We start from the raw sequence: 17982 nt of genomic DNA, 5'->3' as shown, positions 1-17982 counted from the left end.
AACGTTTACACTAACCGTAAACTTAATAAAAACAGGTGGTAAAGATCTCATTTCCAACTGCAAACTCTCTATTGAATTGAACTGATTACACTATGGGTGTTTAATACTTTCAGTCAAATGTTCTCGCCCATAAAGGTCAAATATGGCAACCATCAAAGATGTTGCAAAAGAAGCAGGTGTATCCGTCGCTACCGTCTCTCGCGTAATCAATAAATCGCCAAAAGCGAGCCAAAACTCCATTGATGCTGTAACACGAGCTATGAGTAAATTAGGCTACCGCCCTAATGCTGCTGCTCGAGCATTGGTAAGCCAGAGTACCAATACTATTGGTGTACTGGTAAGTGATGTATCCGATCCTTTTTTTGGTACGTTAGTAAAGTCCGTTGATAACGTTGCTCGTGAAAATGGTAAGCACATCCTGATTGGCAATGGTTACCATAATGCAGACGATGAACGCCGCGCTCTAGATTTATTAGCCAACAGCCGATGCGACGCTCTTGTCATTCATGCCAAAGGGCTTTCTGACGAGGAACTCATCGCTTATGCCAAAGAAGTCAAAGGATTGGTATTGATCAATCGTCATATTCCCGAACTGGCCGAACGCTGCATTTCTCTCGATAACCGCAAAGGGGCGTTCTTAGCCACTGAGTATCTGATTCGTCACGGGCATCGTAAGATCGCCTGTATCGCCTCTTCTCATGACATCGAAGATACCGACGAACGTCTGCAAGGTTATCAAAGTGCACTAAAAGAACATGGTATTGAGCTATCAAAAAGCTATGTCGAATATGGTGAGCCAAACAGCGATGGCGGCGAAGTGGCAATGACCAACCTACTGACTAAGTCTCTCGATATAACAGGGGTTGTTGCCTATAACGACTACATGGCTGCAGGCGCTTTAGCGACATTGGATCAGAACGGCATTGATGTGCCGCAACAAGTCTCTATGGTGGGATTTGATGACGGACTCATAGCTCGCTTTGTCCATCCAGGCTTAACTACCATCCGCTACCCTATTGAAATGATGGCAGAACGCGCTACTCGTTTAGCATTAGCGCTTTCTCGTAACGAAAAAGTTGAAGATGAGACGATCATTTTTAGCCCTACGTTAGTTCGCAGAGATTCTGTAGCAAAAGTATAATTTAACAACAAGAGTTGACCGCACCTGATTAAGATCACAACTGCCTTAGTAAGAAAAAAGTGGGCTAACTACCATCCTAGATAAGTCGCTGTTCATCTCGTCTAAGACAATAATGATCAACGACTTAGTTAAGCTGGTAATCGCCCACCCAAAACGCTATCTATAAATTCAAACTAATAAACAGTTTGCTGCTGATAGCAACCCCCAGAGCTCAACACCCCACTGTTGAGCCCCCATTCCGGTTTATTTGGTCTTCCCAAATACCGAATACTGTGTTTCCAAAGCCAGTTCATCGAGTACCGTTTTTTTAAACGGTGCGCTCTACATGACCATCAGCCCAACACGGGCATAGTTGAAAAAGAACAGGCTAAATTCTAGCAACCAATATCGATCCAGATCCGTGATCAATCTCTAATCATGTAAACGTTTCCACTAATTATTTAATTGATTAAGTTGAACAATTAAACACCGTTAATAAAAAACAAGGGGCTCTATATTGAGGAGAAAAGTCATTAAGGTAGATGGTCAAATGAAATGTAGAAAGAAAACAGTGCGGAAAATTTGTTTCTGCATAACCCACTGTTTAAAATAGCGGTATTACTGCTTTCTCATCGAGATCGCGCGTTGTGTCTACGGGAATGGTACATGGCAAAATTAAAAGACATTGCAAACGAGGCTGGTGTATCACTTGCGACGGTATCGCGTGTGTTAAACAATGATCCAACGTTAAATGTGAAACACGAGACCAAACGTCGCATCATAGACATTGCTGAAAAGCTCGAATATCGCAGCAAAAATTCAAGGAATTCCGCGAAAGAGAGCAAGCAGCGGCACCATTTCTTAGCCCTCTATAATTATCCACAAGAAACAGAAAGCAATGATCCTTACTACTTGTCTATCCGTCACGGTATTGAAAGCCAGTGCGCGAAACTCGCTATAACTCTCACCAATAGTTATAACGGCGAAGTTGACGTCGATACGCAGAAAATCACCGCTATCCTTCTGGTTGGCGACATAGAGCAAAGGGTTATCAATAAGTTACCCAAGCGCTTAGAAAACTTCATTTGCCGCGTCGATACTTCTGAGAACGACTGTCCATATGACTGTGTGAGTGCCGATTTTTCACGAATAAGCAAACAAGTTGTCGATTTTTATGCGGATCAGAAATATCAGCGAATTGGAGTGATAGGTGGTCAAAACCAAACAGATTCTACCGACAATCGAAAACATACTTTTGTCGAATACGCTAACCTAAAAAGTTTAGTCGCAGAATCTGATATCTATTGTGGTGAAGGTTCAAGCCAGTCGGGATATGACTTAGCTAAAACGATGTTGATTAAAGGTGACTTTCCTCCAGCGTTATTTGTCACTTCAGACACGATGGCAATAGGAGTTTTGCGCGCTATTCATGAATTCGGACTACAGATACCGCAGGACATTGCTGTGATCAGTATGAACGATATTCCAACTGCGAATTTTACCTTTCCTCCTCTATCAACCGTGCGTATTCACTCCGAAATGATGGGGATTCAAGGAGTGAACTTATTGGTGGAAAAACAGCGTGATGATCGTAAGCTACCTCTAAAAGTCTATGTGCCTAGCGAGCTAATCTTGCGTAACACGACCAAGTTAGGGTAAACGTTATCACTGAGAAGTAATCGTTTCTGCTACTAAATTTCTCAACCAGATGCCTTTCTCATCATTTGCACGGCTGGTATGCCACACTAAAGAAATATCAAAATCCGCCACCGCGACAGGTGGCTGAACCGTCACTAAGTCATCAGAAAAGCCTTCAGCAAGCGCCATTTTTTCCGGCACAATCGCGATGAGGTCACGCTGTTTAAGTAAATGACGAATAGTAAGAAAATTACGTGAGGCCACGGTGACCTGACGGCTCAAACCATACTCAGCGAGCTTTTGGTCTACTTGTGTCTTCAAGCTACCATCAGGGCTGACCAATGCTTGCTTAATCTTGGAAAACGCGCTGATAGATAACGACTCCTTACCATTCAACACCTGCTTGTCACATAAACAAACGTGCTTCTCGGTATAAAGGTACTGGCTAGAAAAATTCTCTTCAAGGATAGGAATGCTGCCAATCACAACATCTAACTTATCTCGCTCGGTTCGCATCGCGTAGCTACTGCGATCAACATTAATAAAACTGATTTTCGCTTGAGGTGCTTGCCTATGAATTTCATCATAAATGAGTGGAGCAAAGATGAATTCCGCGTAATCGGTTAAACCTATACGACAGACCCCCGAGTAGCTCAGTGGCTGAAATTCAGATTTAGTCAGTAACTCTTTAGTTATCGAGTCCAATAGCTTATGTACCGTTGGAGCGATGCTGTGTGCGTGCTCAGTAGGCTCCATTTTATGGCCTTTGCGCTCGAATAGACGATCATCAAAAAGTAACCGCAAACGGGATAAACTATGGCTCATCGCGGATTGGCTCACATAGCTATGTTCAGCCGCTAAACTCACACTCCGGTAGCGATATAGGTAAGAAAATGTCACCAATAGATTCAGGTCGATATTACGCCACTGGATTTCGTCTTTCACTTGCTATCTAATCCTATTTGATTCATAGATTAAATTCAGAATATCAATTTGAGTCATTCAAAACCACTCGATAAATTATCAACATACAACTTGTCTTCATTTAAATAGGCTCAACATGTTGACCATTTTTAAAACTTTCTTCTGGCTCGGTTGGATTAGCTTCGGTGGGCCAGCTGCTCATATCGGCTATTTTCGGCAAACTTTCGTTGAAAAGCTCAAATGGCTGGATGATAGCGAGTATGCCCAAATCGTTGCATTGAGCCAGTTTTTACCTGGCCCAGGCTCAAGCCAGGTGGGATTTGCATTAGGATATAAACGTGGTGGTTTAGGAGGAGGATGCGCGGCTTTTATAGGCTTTACGCTACCTTCAGTGCTGATCATGCTGGTATTAGCCATGGTAAGCAGCCAAGTCACCGATACATCTTGGTTCCAAAACATCGTTCACGGATTAAAGCTATTAGCCGTTGTGGTTGTGGCCGATGCGACTTGGGGGATGTACAAGAACTTTTGCCAAACCAAATTGACAGCTGGGTTATGTGTGGCAACCGCCATCGCCCTTTTGCTTGTGCCAGGCATAACAACTCAGATGCTGGTTTTGATTATCGCTGGTATGGTAGGCGTACGCTACTTAAAAACAAGCTCTGATGTACCAAAAGAAGTATTTAAACCAAGCATGACCCCCTTGGTAATTTTTGCGGTGTTGTTACTTGGCCTACCTCTCATAGCCCATACACTGCCAATGTTAGCTGTGTTCAATGACTTCTTTCAGGCGGGGAGCCTAGTATTCGGCGGTGGCCATGTGGTGCTTCCCCTACTAGAAAATATCCTTGGTGACCAGCTCAGCCAGGACGCATTTTTAACCGGTTATGCAGCCGCACAAGCCGTGCCTGGACCGATGTTTACCTTCGCGACTTACATCGGGTTCCAGCTATCTAACACACCAGTGCTAAGCGCGATCGTAGCAACTCTGGGTGTATTCCTGCCAGGTTTCTTACTACTACTGGGCGTATTAAAAGACTGGCAACAACTGGCAGCGAAACCTGTTGTTTCCGGTGCCGTCAGTGGGGTAAATGCTTCCGTTGTTGGCTTACTACTTGCGGCCCTTTACCAGCCAGTGTTTAGCAGCGCAGTAGTTACCCCGATAGATATGGCGTTGGTTATTACTGGCTTCTATTTAGTTAACAAACTAAAGGTTTCAATACTGTGGATGATTGTGCTTTTTGTTGCTTCAGGTTTTATCAATGGCGCAATGTAGAACTCATATGAACAAATAATTACCTCCAGACAAACCACGGGCACAACAAAATAAGTGCCCGGTTTTGTTGAGGTATGGAAAACCGTCTACTCCATCGCTTGAGGTTGCTCTTGCTCGTTAGCGGGAATGTACACATCAGCTCGGCGGTTTTTCGAACGTCCTTGAGAGGTTTCATTAGTTGCGATTGGCTCGGATTCACCAAACGACTTCAGCTCGGTGTTTTCCCGTTTCACGCCATATTTAACCAATTCACTGGCGGTACTTTTCGCACGGTCAAAACCAAGCCCTTGATTGTATGCCTCAGTACCGATCCAGTCGGTATGGCCTTCAACAGTCACTCGGTAGTTGCTTAGTGCTAATTGACGGGCAACCCCACTTAATACCTCTCTGGCTAATGGCGTGAGATTAAAGCGGTCAAAAGCAAAGTGAACCCGGGCAATCAAACGACCTTTGTCTCCCACTTCACCGCTAAATTGCGCAATGCCTAAGTTAGAGATATAGGTTAGGCAATCGCTTGGGTTGGTCAAAAGTGAAGAATTCCTCATCAACGCCTGTTTTAGCTCAGGCTCATTACTGCTTTCAGTGACTTGCAAAAAACCGTTGCGGTGAGTAGCAACACCGGTCACTTCTCCGACTTCAATCGAGTGCGAGTATTCATAAAAAGCGGTCGCGCAATATTCTGTCACTTTTGAGCTTACGTCGCTGGCATTGGCACTTAACGTTGTAAAACCGACCACCAGCATCCCTGTTATTACTCTTGTTTTGGTCATATTTTTCACCCATATAGTCTCGACACACCACTACCACGAGATCCTTTTTGAATTAACTCTTCGATTTTCTTAATAAAGTCTTCTGTTTCTGTCACATCAATGATGTCTTCATCCGGGTTCAACACACAGTCTTGGAAACCACTTTGCGCAGAAGCACTGAAATTCACCCCTATCACGCCGATATATAAATAGCCCTCAGCGGTTGCAAAATGCTCTCGCGCTTTATCGCACATGCCTTTATCGACAAGATTTGGCAAAATATTTGTAAATGGATCTTCCTTACCATCACTGATCACAATCAGCATTTTGAGACGCTCGTTATATTGCTGAATATCGTCTTCACTACTGCCTGTGGAGGGGCGACCGCTTTCCATCATCTGAAAACCACGCAACAATCCTTGATAAGCGGCAGTACCACCATCCGCTTTCATGCTTTGCATCTCTTCGAGTGTGCTTTTATCTGCCGTAAGCGGAATGGTATAAAAGCCATTAGGCTTGGGGCTAGTGATGCTCTTACTGTAGAGTTTGTTATTGTTGGAATCAAAATGGAAAGTTAAATCAGGATCGGCTACTTTGTCGTTAAACATATCGTTCACAGATTTTGAATAGCTAACGTATCTTGGTGATTCTAAATAACCGTAGCTTTGATTAAGTACATCAATGACTCGTTTTGCCTCACTTTGTTCTCCTTCCTCACCCGGACATTTACTCGATTCATTAGCACAGTCGTTTACCTCACTCTTTGAGAAGTCTGCCCAGTATGACCAGTCCACCTGTTCGAATGACACTGGTGAAATATCCGGATTTACATCATTTTTGTATCTGACCTGGCTACTTGAATATAATCTGTCTTGTATTTTCTCTTGTACCCTAAGGTTAAACGGCACAATCGCCACTCGGTTAAGCACCTCAGTTTCACCAGCTCTTGGCACTAAAATACGCTCAGAGATCTGCTGTACTGCGTCTTTCAACAGAGCAATTTTCACTTTGCCCTGCCATTCCCTATTCATCGAGCCTGAAAAGTCGCTCACCAAAACCAAATCAATGATTTTATCGCCTAAATAGAATGGGTATTTAGCCGCGACGGCTTGCCCGGCCAGCTTCTCTTGTGCGTTAAATGACGGGATCAAATTACTGGCAAACCAAGAATTGTGCGTCGTTACCGCTTGCACCGAATACTGAATTTTCTCAGTATTATCGTTCGCCTCTGTCGGCTCTTGATAGGTCCTAACGGTTTGAATATCGACATGAGAAATATCACGCACATAATCCTGGATGTATTTCGTCGCTAAGGCATCCGCTTGGTTTGCCTTGTCATCAATCGTAATGGCCAGTGCGGCACTTTGCGCTGCGTCCCGTAAACGACTGGTCTCGTGGATATAACGTGTGCCTTCTACAGCAAAAAACGTGATTCCAAGGACAGGGACAAGACTGAGCGCAAACCAAATAGCCGCTACCCCTTTCTGCTTGCGTATGGACGGGGTTCTGAACGGTTGCCTGATAATGGAACTCATGATTACCTCCCCACCACAACAGAACTGGATGTGATTGTCATTGTCGGTTGGCTAGATTCCCCCCAAAGTGTTGCAAACCAAGAGTTTTTCTTTTGGCACAGCGTCACTTGATACAAGGGAAACACGACGCCATTTTCAACAGGGACAAGATCCGATTTATCTTTCAACGCAACGGCACTGCAGCCTAAATTTGTGTATTGCTGACTTTCGAACACTTGCCAATCGGTTTTGTTGTGCAGCGCTTCAATTTTGATTGCCACGCTACTCTCCGTGGTATTCAGTAAACGGGCTGCCAGTATTTGCATCTGTGACGTATCCGTAGCGTCTATATTTACCCTTTCATCGTAATAACGACTGCGCTCTTTGAGTATATTCACCAGGGCAAAGCTACCACGATCGAGTTGTGCTCTTGCCATTAGCTTATCGCTAAGATCGGTCATAAAATAAAAAATGGTCACAATCGCAATCAACACAAAAAACAGCTCAATGGTGAACGCGCCTTTTTGTCGGGTTGGTAATTTCATCATTATTCCCCCCAACCTTCATGCTCTAAGTTAATCAAAGTGCTTCTGGTGATAGGAACAGGATCACTGGAAAATACATTCAAAACAGGCTGGTAGTTGTACGTTAGGGTTATTTCAGCAATTTGATAGCCTAAATCATCTTCCAGCATTTCTGCATCGGACAAACTGGCGTCCGCAATCAGATCGGCATAAGTTAAGTAATACTTACCCGTAATAGTGAAATTGTCCGCAGGGGTAAAAGCAGACCAAAGCGTACCACCCTCATCTAACGCAGCTCGTAAGGTATTGTTATAGCTGCTGTAAGTGCTACTACCCTCAAAGATCTTGGTACTACGCACGGTTTCTCTTAGCGCATACTCAACCACACTGGTGGTATAAATACGTAGCCCCATTTCAAACAACATGAGCAATGAAATTGCCAGCACCAATGCGCCCAAAACAAATTCCACTACTGTTATCCCTTTCGATCTTGCTAATGAACGTGATCGAGATAACGACATCGTTGTTTTTGTTACCTTATATCTGGTAGATAAATGGTTCATATCGTTCACCCTATTTAACGGTGTAACTTTCTCGATATTTGTGCAACTTGAGCATCGGTAAAGGCATCCTCAAGCAATTCCCTCGCCTGAGACACTTCACCGGTTTTGAAAAGTGCGATTGCCAAATTCGCGCGCACCTTTTCGTTATTTGGATTCTCTTGGTAAACCGGTGCTAACAGCACAATCACATCGTTATACTGTTGCTGAGCTAAATGCACGACGGCAAGGTTATTTTTTATCGCCACATCGTTGTAACCTTTGAGGCGAGCCTGGTTGAAAGCACGCTCTGCCAACGAAAAATCGCCAAGATTACTGTAGGCAATACCAGACAACACTTGGATCTCTCCTGTATCATGTCCCATGGCAATGGCACGCTGGTACTGCTCTAACGCCAAGCTGTCTTCTCCTTCCTGACTATGGATTTGTCCTCTGAGCTGAACGAGCAACGCGTTTTCAATACCCTTATCGAGCAAGTACTGCACATAAAATTTAGCCGACTCAACATCCCCTTTTTCCAAATAGACATGCGCCAACTCTTGCATCACCTGCACATCATCCGGATTCTGTTCCAGAAGCAATTTATAGTGACTGATCAGCCCTGAGTGGTTTTCTACCCGCTGCATACTTGTCACCACATTTTCTTCATTGTGTGTGGTAGTGCTGCAACCCATAACTAAAAAGAGTGAGAGGCTCATAACGGCGATTATTTTCATTATCCATTCCCCGATAGCGTCGATAAATCAATTTGCAAAAAGCCCGGGGCAAGAATGAAAATTACGATTGGGAACATGATCAGCAAAATCAAAGGCACACTCATTTTTGCTGATAATTTACCCATTCTCTCTTCTACCTCGAGCAAATGAATACGGCGCATATCTTCTGCTAAATCACTCAACACGCCAGCAACAGAGGCGCCATAATGCAGGTTTTGAATAATAGTCAGCACAAAGCTGTTGATCTCTGGGGCGGGTAAGCGCTGCGAGAGATCGTGCAGGGCTTTTTCAATCCCGAGCACTCTGCCTGATTCTGAAGTTTTGCTAATTTGATAACACAAATCTTTATCGAAGAGTTTCAGCTCTTTGGCTAAATAGGCAAAAGATGCCTCTATCGTCATACCGGTTTGCACACATATCGCCATAATATCGAGCACATAAGGCAGGTTTTTCGACACTTTACGCACCAGCCAACGCCGGCGAACTTCCAGCAAAAAATCCGGCAAGATAATAATAGAAACCGCAGCGGCAAGAAGCAGAATTATCTTGTTGTTAAAACTTGTCTGCATAAAGAAAATAAAGATCAGTGCTGCAACAAACAATAAGGCTTTAAATGGGAAGTAATATTTGGCGAGCTGTTTATTGTAATAACCCGCGTTTAATAATTTTTGCTCTAAATCTTTTTTACTTCCTTCACCAAACTTAACAATAAAGGTATCCAGCTTTTGTTTTTCTTGCTTTTTTCTGCTGTGTTTTAAATATTTATTTAATGCCACTTCTCGTTTGCGCGTGTAATAGTAATCGTAAAAGACAAACGTAAGCGCGCACACAATCAGTAATACACTTATTGCTACAATCATCGTCTTACCCCTTTTACCAGAAGCCAAACAATAAATAACCCAAGCAGCTCACTGCCGACGACGTAATATAAAACGATTCGGCCACGAGCATCATTAAGCACAAAATCGATATGATCAGGATTAATTTGGCTGATAATGATGGCGAACACCACCGGAATGGCTGCCACCACTTTGGCTGAAATTCTTGCCTCTGACGTCATTGCCATTTTTTTCGACTCTAACGTTCTTGCATCGACCAGAATACGAATTAAGCGCGCGAGTACATGCTTTAATTGTCCGCCACGGTTGAGGTTAGCTCGCACCGTAATAGTGAAAAATATGTATTCTGGGTAAGGGAACGCTTTGCACGAGCGTAGCAATACCTTTTCTGGGTTTTCCCCCAGTTTGAGTCGCTCGCCCATTTCACGGAATTCTCTGCCGACTTCCCCACCCATGTTGTCACCCACAAAGGAAAAAGCGTGCATCAAACTTTCCCCAGCCGTAACCGCACTCATTAGAATGTTCAATGCATCAGGGAATTTTTTCTCAAAATCTAATCGGCGTCGATTTTGCAGCCAGAAGTAGCCCCAAAGTATAGAGAAAGCAAAGATGGCGAATGAAAAAATGGCAGAGTTAACATTCAGCAGCTGGTAAACGACGTAATAACTGACATAACCAGACAAGCACAAGAATAGAAAAGTAATCAAGTACGCTCTTGGACCAAGCACCTTAATGGCAGGCGATACACTGTTTTTTAACCGCTGCCACAAGTTTTGATCCAGGAGTGCATTGAGGTTAATCGCCGTAATGATATCTTCATCCACTTCCGTTTCCGGGAAATAGTTCTCGATCTTGCTCTTTTTACCGCTCAATAAGAACAAAATAGCGATACAAAATAGTATGAAAGATATCCATAACATCATGTTCATGCTCCTTGAAACGCTTTCATCAGCTCGTCATACAAGCCATAGAAATGGGCTTTTTTCACCAACTCAGAACGTTGCATTAAGCCCTCGGTAAGGAAACGTCCTCGAACGGCTTCGCCATAGCCAACTTCTTCGTATTGGAAGCGGAAGATCTCTTCCATCACCACACTTTCGCCTTCAAGACCGACGATTTCTGAAATGCTGGTGATTTTTCGCGACCCATCACGCAGGCGACTAACCTGAACCACCAATTCGATGGCACTGACAATCGCACGACGAATGGCATCAAGAGGTTGGTTTAAATTCGCCATCATCACCATAGATTCCACACGGGATATCGCGTCACGAGGTGAGTTAGCATGTAAGGTCGACATCGAACCTTCGTGGCCGGTATTCATCGCTTGCAACATTTCGAATGCTTCCGAGCCACGACACTCACCGAGAATAATTCGGTCAGGACGCATACGCAGCGCATTGATCACCAAATCCCGCTGAGTCACTAAGCCTGTATGCTCAATGCTCTCAGCACGGGTTTCTAAACGCACCAGATTTGGTTGTTGCAAGCGCAGCTCTGCGGCATCCTCAATGGTGACGATGCGCTCATCTTCACTAATATACTGAGATAACGAGTTCAGTAGCGTGGTTTTACCTGACCCGGTACCGCCAGAAATCAAGATGTTCATCCGGCAACGAGAAGCAATAGACAACAGCCTCGCCATATCCATGGACATAGAGCCAAATTCCACCAGCTCCTCAAGCCCTATGTTTTGTTCACGGAATTTACGAATGGAAATGGAGGTGCCATCCAAGGCAATCGGAGGAATAACCACGTTTACCCGGCTACCATCTTCCAGGCGAGCATCCACCGTGGGTGAAAGTTCATCCACACGACGTCCGACCCGAGCGGCAATTTGCTTGGCGATTGTGCGTACTTGGTCTTCGTCAATGAAAGTGATGTCGGATTTTTCTAGCTTGCCGTGCTTTTCATAAAAGACATTATTCGGGCCGTTGACCAGGATATCGGTGATCGCTTTATCATCCACCAAAGGCTGGAGCGGCCCCAAACCAAACAGCTCATCTAGCATGCTTTTAACCAGACTAGACTTCATCATACTGGTGATGGGGCGATCAAAGTTGAGCGCTAACACATCCACGGCATTTCGAATTTGTCCCTCGATCTCCGACCGTTCAAGGGACTGTATCGCTTCCACATCCAACGCTTCAAAGATCTGGGCCCGGAACGCAGAATAAACCTCTTTATTTGAACTCATCTTACCCCCAATCTAGCGAGAAAACCGCTAATGTGCTGGGCCGGCTGGCCATTGATAAGACGCGTGAGATCATCAATTGTGTGGCTAATACTGCGATCATGTTTGTGCGCACGTTTACCCTCCAGCAGCAGATGCGCCAACGAGCGACAATAGGCCATATTGAGGTTAACCTCTGATCCTAAGTATTTTTTCAGGTCTTTTTGCTCAATCACAAAGGTATTTTCTGGGCGATGATGATTGGCCAATGTGATGATCCGAACCCGTTTGCTCATGGAAAGCTGTTTACTTTCCAGGTGTTCAAGCAGAGAGCGGGCATTACGAATGGAAGCAATAGAAGGCTCAAAAACCACCACCACCACATCGTAATTATCAATTAGCATATGCGGGTCAACTTTAAAATCGACACTGCCGGAAAAATCCTCAATGATGAAGTTGGTATTGCGGCTAAGTAGCTCGCACAATGCCTGGCTGTAGTTAAAAATTTCGGCCTGAGAACGCTCACTGTTAAGGGATAACAAGCGTAAATTTTTGCGGATTTTAGTCAGATAGCTGAGTGCCCCTTCCGTATCGAGCTCATGGACAGGAACCGCATACTCGTCTATCGAGCGTGGTTTATAATCGTTTAACGCCAGCAATACATCAATATTGCTGTTGTTATACTGATGATCTACCAGCACGTTATCGATGTCATTTTCTGCCAGTTTTGAGCCGATCTCCGTGGCTATAAAAGAGGTGCCGATACCACCTTTGCTGCCTACCACTGCCACACGTTTTGCTCTGCGCTGTTTGCTCACCCCGGTGTAGGTTTGCAAGTTACGATGAACGTTCATGATGAAGTCAGCAAACTCATGTTTATTGATTGGCCAAAATAGATAGTAGAATCCGATATCTTTCAACTGGCGCAAAACGCTGATCGAATCTTCCGTGCCGATCACCACAATACCCTTATGCGTCGGCATTTGGTTGGTTAACCGTTGTGCATCGGCAACGATGTCAGAGGACTCAGAAAGCTCCAGAATCACAATGTTACCGCTCTGTTCAGAAAAGAAGTTTTTCGGTACCGAGTTTTGCTTGATGCAGGTTGGCTCACTCCAACCTTCAAAGCCGAACATTTCCTTTACCAGAGAGACACACTCGGCGCTTTGATACAGCAACACACAACCCGAAGGGCCATGTCCGCCCTCTAAAATGGGTGGTTTGATCTGCTTAAGCGATTTTCCTAAATCAAACATTAGAGCCCCTCCACTATGCGTTCCTTGTGAGAAACTTGCTTCATCCTGGCGACTTCAGAAAAGCAGTTTCGACTTGGGTTAGCCTGTTCGATTTGTGCTGGTTTACACGCCGCTGTCATCAGAGCATGGTAAGTGACCGTCAATTGCAAATCGCTGGCTAAGGTACTGTTTTGTTTAAGGGCGAATGCTTCGGCTCGCTGTGGTAATGCCGGGCGAGCTTTGAGTGTATGCAACGCCACCTGTTTCCCTTTGCTATTGCGATATTCGAGTAAATAGCTGGCACCTGAATCGATTTCATCCACTTGGTCGACAATTTCACCCAATTGCGCGGCGGATTCGGCTGTCGATTTAATCGTCAATTGATACACGTGGGTTTCTGGATAAATCAGGGCCTCGGCGCCGGGGCCGTTAAAGTAACGCTCTGCGCAACCGGAGAGTAATACCACACCTAGCAATGTCATTAGTGTTCGTCTCATTGGATAAACCCTCCCTGAGATAGCAACTTGATGGTTGGGTCATTGCCTTTATTGCCTTCATCATTGGCATCGGCCACATTAAACCAACGGTGCAGTGTCGAGGTTTTTTTGATGTATGGCATTTGAATGTCTTTGTTCTTCATCGGCTTAACCAGATTTACCGTGGCAACAATAATCAGTTCCGTGTGGCGTCGGTCTGTAGAGGCTTTACGAAATGCCGCTCCCAAGATAGGCACATCCCCCAAAAGTGGCGTTTTCTGTAGCTCTTCTAAGTCGGCGCTACTCATTAAACCACCAAGCACGAAGCTGTCTCCGTCTCCCAATTCTATCGTGGTCATAGCTCGTCGGGTGGCAAACTGAGGTACTTCGATCCCTGCGGCACGAATGTACCTTTCGACTTCACTCACCTCTGGCATAAGCCGCATACGGATCTTGTCTTCATGCAATACCTTCGCGGTGAGATCGAGCTTGATACCAAACTCTCTGAACGTAATATTAATGTTGTTATTGGTACTCACCACCACCGGAACTTCGCCCCCAACCAAGAAGCTCGCAGATTCGCCAGAAATGACGGTCAGGTTAGGCTCTGCCAAGATTTGCGCCACATTTTCATTCCCGAGAGCAGTAATCAGGGTGGTTAAATCCGCGGCATCAAATTGTTGAAACAGGAACTCACCAACATCTGCTCCGACAGAAGACCAATCTACCCCCACCGTTTTCGAGAAGCTTTCCGTTACTTGCGCTACCGAGATCTTAACGTTAACTTGCTGATCCATGGCGACTTCAAGCAGCTCCAAAATACCTTGCCAAGTCATATTGCGGGCAAAGATCATACTTTGCGGCTCTTCTACGTCGTAACCGTCACCCTCAAATTCAAGAATTTGTGTCGCTTCCCACTTTTCGACTTTGTCACGCCCGAGCAAGGTCGCAACCATGCGATAAATGTCATCACGTTGTTGCTCTGATTCCACGATACCGCTCACTGCCACTTGCTCACCCACCGATTCAACTTTGATATCCAGATCCGGATACATCAGCTTGATCTGACGGCGCACCAGTGAGAGATCGACATCGACAATGATTCGCTCAGAAAGCAAAACCTTGTTCGACTTACCGTAAACAATCAACCGTGCTTGCCCGACCCCTTTGGCGAATACCACGACGGTGTTTTCATTCACGACGTTGTAGTCCACAACCTCTGGCGCACTGATAAAAATGGTTGAGATGGCTTCGTCGACGACGATGTGTTGCCCATCGCCGACAGTAATGTATCGCTCGGCCGCATAGACGGAGGCATTACATAGCAACACCAGCAACGCACACACCGCCATTCGACAAGTCGTTTTTATTGTGAATACCATCACAGCTCTTCTCCTTGTGCAGATTGTCGAGATGCCCCTCTTAACTCAGCAACCCCGCTGTAATTGCCTATCACATCCCGCACTTCTGCAAATACAGGTTCTTGGTAGTGATGGGTTCTGTACACTTCGAGGTACATGGTTTTTTGCGCGATGGATAACTTGGCGATCTCACTCGGCTCGACTTCGACCACGATGACAATTTGATTGTCGTCGTCACTGGAGACGTTAGATTTGACCGGAGAGTCCACTGGCTCTTTAGAGTTGCCCACGCTTAGTACCTTCACGTTACGTAAGATGTGGCGTGCGCTGACCCCGTTAAACTCAATGTTGCTTTTGCGCTCATCGGATAAGTTTTCTTGTGGCGACCCCACCGACAATACATCCACATACACACCAGGGCGAATATAGCCTTTGACTAGATTGCGGGTGCTGACCAGCAGTGAATACGGTTCTTTCCCTGCCGTAATCAACAAGTCAATGTGCCTTGGGTCGTTTTGCTTGACTTGGTATTCTGCGAATACGATTTCACCCTCAGGCACATCGTTAAACAGCAAAGTGGTCGGTGAAAAATCGAGTTGAATATCGGCGTTTATCCCCTCCTCTAACGCCATGTTGAGCTGCATTTGCTCTCTTTGAACATCTTGAATACCGATGGCGCTGCCACGGGTAAGATCTTGCTTAGCGCGCCATACCTGAACGTAGTGCACCTGAGGTTGATTAGAGTTATTGTCTTGGGCAACGCTTGCCTGCTGCTCTGGTTGATTAGACATTTGGCTGAACAGCCCAAATCCACCAATCACCAACGCTAACAGAGCCAGCACCACCCCGATACGAGATCGCATACGCCCCTCCCACTGATTAAACGGCTGCGTTCAAAACAAGTGCCAAATAAAAACCACAGCAAATTGCAATTCCGTAAGGGAGACCGATCTGCGCACTGTCATGCTCTTTGCGCCGTGACATCCACCAGAATTTGAGCAGATAGATGATGGCGAGTATCCCGCCAAACACCGTCACCAACACAAGCGCAGGCAACAGAAAAGTCGTCGGGAGTGCCAAAGAGAAAGCAGCAATGAGTTTTACGTCTCCCCCTCCCATTACATTAAAAATATGCAGAACTAGCAGCGCAGACCAACAGATGCCAAGTATCCAGATGCTCGCCAGCGAGAAGTCTGCACTGCCAATGACCATGGCCAACACGGCAATCACCGCTACGTGGCTGTTTTTGATGGTGCGATGGCGCAGATCCGACAGCGACACCATCGCACAGAACAGCGCTAGTAGGGCATAAATCACCAACACAGTCTTAGTTGTCGTGATTTTGGTTTACAGCTATTTCGTTTTGTTAGCTGTATCCAGTGCTGTGGCTATTTTTTCGAAGCCCTCTCTCAATTCTTCAATAATATTACCACTGCCATAAAATACAGCTACCAGCATCACCGCCATAGCGATAGCGATAAGACCATATTCGATGGCGGTTACGCCACGCTCGTCATTTTTAAGGCCGTGTAAGTAGTTGCTTGCGGTGACATAAAGTTTAGTAATCATGGTGTTACCCTCTTCCGTGTTTGTATGTTATTGGTTTTCTCTATGAGCATAGATCGAGGAATGCCGTCTCAATAATGAAACATATCGGTGCTACCGATGATTAGCACTCACTCATACTATAAATAATTCTCATTATTTAGAGATACTTATTAAAATTTCTTATAATTCAATCAATTACTTTCAATTTGAAATTTATCAATAAAAAATAAGATTTTTTTCCTCTGACAAAGTTCTTGATTTTTATCACAATTTAATTACTACTTTATTCAACTTGCCAAATAGCAATTACGCTAATAGTAACAACGATAACAAGAGTAGGCGCACGATGAAGCTGGCATTCGATAATCTGATTTCTTTTCATGCGGTGGTAACTTATGGCTCGTTCAGTGCAGGAGCAAGAAAGTTAGGTAAATCACAATCGACCGTAAGTGGCGCGGTAAAAAGCCTCGAAGAGATGCTAGGCTACGCATTGATTGATCGTGACACTAAACCCATCGCACTGACCGAGCCGGGGAAAAAGCTCTATCTGCTTGCCTCGCCCATTATTAAAAAATACAAAGATCTCAACCACGTCGCTGAGTCTTTAATGAATGGTCAGTTGGTGCGTATGTGTATCGGTATTGATCCTTTACTGTTCAGCCCTGCGGTAAAATCGGCGCTGATCGAATTCTGCGATACCTTTCCGGGTGTAGAATTAACCGTTGTAACAAAACCGAGCCATAAGCTCATCGAATGCATTGACAAAGATGAGATAGACTTCGCCATTGGTAACCCCTATCACCGTACCACGTTGAATTTTAATATCGACGAACTGTTTCCTGTGAATTGTCATTGGGTTGTGCACCAACAACAGCTTAACATGCCAAAAGTGACCGAATCTCGACTGTTACTGTTAGATGGCTATGAGTACGAACTCGATCTATCCGATATGGCAAATAACCAGATTTGGGTGCTCGAGGACATCAATATGATTGTCGATCTTTGTATCGCGCAAAAAGGCATCGCTTTTGTGCCACAGCATGCCATTACTCACATTAGGCAACAAGAGGTCTTGGCAAAGCTGCCCAATGAAAGTGGTCTATTTAGCAAGCATATCTACGCCTGTTTGATTTGGCCAAGTAGCGTGGATTACGGAAAGTACCATCAATGGTTTCATGACAAACTCAGAATGAGACGCTTACCGCTATAAGCCAAGAGTAACGGGTCATTCTTAACAGCGAGGGACAACGGTGATTGAGGATTTGTATTGCAATCTTTTCGCCAAAGCGTATTTCCGACCGATTTTTCATCGACAGCGAGGTTTTCTTG

19 protein-coding genes are annotated in these 17982 nt (G+C 45.0%); 4 read left to right on the top strand and 15 right to left on the bottom strand.

The window, feature by feature from the left end:
- Positions 1-142: 142 nt before the first annotated feature.
- Positions 143-1141, top strand: coding sequence for a substrate-binding domain-containing protein (locus OO774_RS03365; protein ID WP_264904690.1), 999 nt, complete (start codon positions 143-145; stop codon positions 1139-1141).
- Between the two features lie 645 nt (positions 1142-1786).
- Positions 1787-2779, top strand: coding sequence for a transcriptional regulator EbgR (gene ebgR, locus OO774_RS03360; RefSeq protein ID WP_264904688.1), 993 nt, complete (start codon positions 1787-1789; stop codon positions 2777-2779).
- Positions 2780-2785: 6 nt separating this feature from the next.
- Here the strand turns inward: ebgR and OO774_RS03355 are convergent, their stop codons facing one another.
- Positions 2786-3703: a LysR family transcriptional regulator gene (locus OO774_RS03355; RefSeq protein ID WP_264904687.1), complete on the bottom strand. Its 918-nt coding sequence runs from the start codon at positions 3701-3703 to the stop codon at positions 2786-2788.
- Positions 3704-3818: 115 nt separating this feature from the next.
- On the opposite strand from OO774_RS03355, the gene chrA reads away from it, so the two are divergent.
- Entirely contained in the window at positions 3819-4958 is a 1140-nt protein-coding gene (gene chrA, locus OO774_RS03350; RefSeq protein ID WP_264904686.1) for a chromate efflux transporter, read from the top strand.
- 86 nt (positions 4959-5044) lie between these two features.
- Here chrA and OO774_RS03345 read toward each other — a convergent pair whose 3' ends face one another.
- The 14 genes from OO774_RS03345 to OO774_RS03280 all read right to left on the bottom strand — a co-directional run bounded on the left by OO774_RS03345 (position 5045) and on the right by OO774_RS03280 (position 16674).
- Complete coding sequence (locus OO774_RS03345; protein WP_264904685.1) at positions 5045-5728, bottom strand: OmpA family protein; 684 nt, start codon at positions 5726-5728, stop codon at positions 5045-5047.
- Positions 5729-5733: 5 nt separating this feature from the next.
- Complete coding sequence (locus tag OO774_RS03340) at positions 5734-7242, bottom strand: pilus assembly protein (protein WP_264904683.1); 1509 nt, start codon at positions 7240-7242, stop codon at positions 5734-5736.
- A gap of 2 nt (positions 7243-7244) precedes the next feature.
- A complete protein-coding gene (gene tadF / locus OO774_RS03335; RefSeq protein WP_264904682.1) occupies positions 7245-7769 on the bottom strand; it encodes a tight adherence pilus pseudopilin TadF in 525 nt (174 codons plus the stop codon).
- On the bottom strand, positions 7769-8215 hold the full coding sequence (locus OO774_RS03330) for a pilus assembly protein (protein ID WP_264904681.1): 447 nt from the start codon (positions 8213-8215) through the stop codon (positions 7769-7771). The genes tadF and OO774_RS03330 overlap by 1 nt, the downstream gene beginning before the upstream one ends.
- 107 nt (positions 8216-8322) lie before the next feature.
- The gene (locus OO774_RS03325; protein ID WP_264904679.1) at positions 8323-9021 is read right to left on the bottom strand and encodes a tetratricopeptide repeat protein; all 699 of its coding nucleotides are present in this window, start codon (positions 9019-9021) and stop codon (positions 8323-8325) included.
- Positions 9021-9881, bottom strand: coding sequence for a type II secretion system F family protein (locus OO774_RS03320; protein ID WP_264904678.1), 861 nt, complete (start codon positions 9879-9881; stop codon positions 9021-9023). The genes OO774_RS03325 and OO774_RS03320 overlap by 1 nt, the downstream gene beginning before the upstream one ends.
- Entirely contained in the window at positions 9878-10780 is a 903-nt protein-coding gene (locus tag OO774_RS03315) for a type II secretion system F family protein (RefSeq protein WP_264906056.1), read from the bottom strand. Before OO774_RS03315 ends, OO774_RS03320 begins: the two co-directional genes overlap by 4 nt.
- A 5-nt stretch (positions 10781-10785) precedes the next feature.
- Positions 10786-12057, bottom strand: coding sequence for a CpaF family protein (locus OO774_RS03310; protein ID WP_264904677.1), 1272 nt, complete (start codon positions 12055-12057; stop codon positions 10786-10788).
- Positions 12054-13289 (bottom strand): chromosome partitioning protein ParA, encoded by a 1236-nt coding sequence (locus OO774_RS03305; RefSeq protein WP_264904676.1) that lies wholly within the window; start codon positions 13287-13289, stop codon positions 12054-12056. The genes OO774_RS03310 and OO774_RS03305 overlap by 4 nt, the downstream gene beginning before the upstream one ends.
- A complete protein-coding gene (locus tag OO774_RS03300; protein WP_264904674.1) occupies positions 13289-13765 on the bottom strand; it encodes a hypothetical protein in 477 nt (158 codons plus the stop codon). Before OO774_RS03300 ends, OO774_RS03305 begins: the two co-directional genes overlap by 1 nt.
- Complete coding sequence (locus tag OO774_RS03295; protein ID WP_264906054.1) at positions 13762-15096, bottom strand: pilus assembly protein N-terminal domain-containing protein; 1335 nt, start codon at positions 15094-15096, stop codon at positions 13762-13764. Before OO774_RS03295 ends, OO774_RS03300 begins: the two co-directional genes overlap by 4 nt.
- A gap of 29 nt (positions 15097-15125) precedes the next feature.
- Complete coding sequence (cpaB, locus tag OO774_RS03290; RefSeq protein WP_264904673.1) at positions 15126-15968, bottom strand: Flp pilus assembly protein CpaB; 843 nt, start codon at positions 15966-15968, stop codon at positions 15126-15128.
- Positions 15969-15984: 16 nt separating this feature from the next.
- Positions 15985-16422 (bottom strand): prepilin peptidase, encoded by a 438-nt coding sequence (locus OO774_RS03285; RefSeq protein WP_264904672.1) that lies wholly within the window; start codon positions 16420-16422, stop codon positions 15985-15987.
- A 36-nt stretch (positions 16423-16458) separates the two neighbouring features.
- Positions 16459-16674, bottom strand: coding sequence for a Flp family type IVb pilin (locus OO774_RS03280; protein WP_264904671.1), 216 nt, complete (start codon positions 16672-16674; stop codon positions 16459-16461).
- 325 nt (positions 16675-16999) lie between these two features.
- Here OO774_RS03280 and OO774_RS03275 point away from each other — a divergent pair, with 325 nt between their 5' ends.
- Entirely contained in the window at positions 17000-17863 is an 864-nt protein-coding gene (locus OO774_RS03275) for a LysR family transcriptional regulator (protein ID WP_264904669.1), read from the top strand.
- Positions 17864-17982: the final 119 nt, after the last annotated feature.

Origin of the sequence: Vibrio sp. STUT-A11 (assembly GCF_026000435.1) — a bacterium.
GTDB lineage: Bacteria > Pseudomonadota > Gammaproteobacteria > Enterobacterales > Vibrionaceae > Vibrio.
Note: the sequence above shows the minus strand (reverse complement) of the source record. Positions and strands in the feature narration are given on the sequence as shown.

Bases quoted from the DNA above. Each gene is read 5' to 3' on its own strand.
- OO774_RS03365 (WP_264904690.1), top strand. From the start codon at position 143: ATGGCAACCATCAAAGATGTTGCAAAAGAAGCAGGTGTATCCGTCGCT.
- ebgR (WP_264904688.1), top strand. From the start codon at position 1,787: ATGGCAAAATTAAAAGACATTGCAAACGAGGCTGGTGTATCACTTGCG.
- chrA (WP_264904686.1), top strand. From the start codon at position 3,819: ATGTTGACCATTTTTAAAACTTTCTTCTGGCTCGGTTGGATTAGCTTC.
- OO774_RS03345 (WP_264904685.1), bottom strand. From the start codon at position 5,728: ATGACCAAAACAAGAGTAATAACAGGGATGCTGGTGGTCGGTTTTACA.
- OO774_RS03340 (WP_264904683.1), bottom strand. From the start codon at position 7,242: ATGAGTTCCATTATCAGGCAACCGTTCAGAACCCCGTCCATACGCAAG.
- tadF (WP_264904682.1), bottom strand. From the start codon at position 7,769: ATGATGAAATTACCAACCCGACAAAAAGGCGCGTTCACCATTGAGCTG.
- OO774_RS03325 (WP_264904679.1), bottom strand. From the start codon at position 9,021: ATGAAAATAATCGCCGTTATGAGCCTCTCACTCTTTTTAGTTATGGGT.
- OO774_RS03320 (WP_264904678.1), bottom strand. From the start codon at position 9,881: ATGATTGTAGCAATAAGTGTATTACTGATTGTGTGCGCGCTTACGTTT.
- OO774_RS03315 (WP_264906056.1), bottom strand. From the start codon at position 10,780: ATGTTATGGATATCTTTCATACTATTTTGTATCGCTATTTTGTTCTTA.
- OO774_RS03310 (WP_264904677.1), bottom strand. From the start codon at position 12,057: ATGAGTTCAAATAAAGAGGTTTATTCTGCGTTCCGGGCCCAGATCTTT.
- OO774_RS03305 (WP_264904676.1), bottom strand. From the start codon at position 13,289: ATGTTTGATTTAGGAAAATCGCTTAAGCAGATCAAACCACCCATTTTA.
- OO774_RS03300 (WP_264904674.1), bottom strand. From the start codon at position 13,765: ATGAGACGAACACTAATGACATTGCTAGGTGTGGTATTACTCTCCGGT.
- OO774_RS03295 (WP_264906054.1), bottom strand. From the start codon at position 15,096: ATGGCGGTGTGTGCGTTGCTGGTGTTGCTATGTAATGCCTCCGTCTAT.
- cpaB (WP_264904673.1), bottom strand. From the start codon at position 15,968: ATGCGATCTCGTATCGGGGTGGTGCTGGCTCTGTTAGCGTTGGTGATT.
- OO774_RS03280 (WP_264904671.1), bottom strand. From the start codon at position 16,674: ATGATTACTAAACTTTATGTCACCGCAAGCAACTACTTACACGGCCTT.
- OO774_RS03275 (WP_264904669.1), top strand. From the start codon at position 17,000: ATGAAGCTGGCATTCGATAATCTGATTTCTTTTCATGCGGTGGTAACT.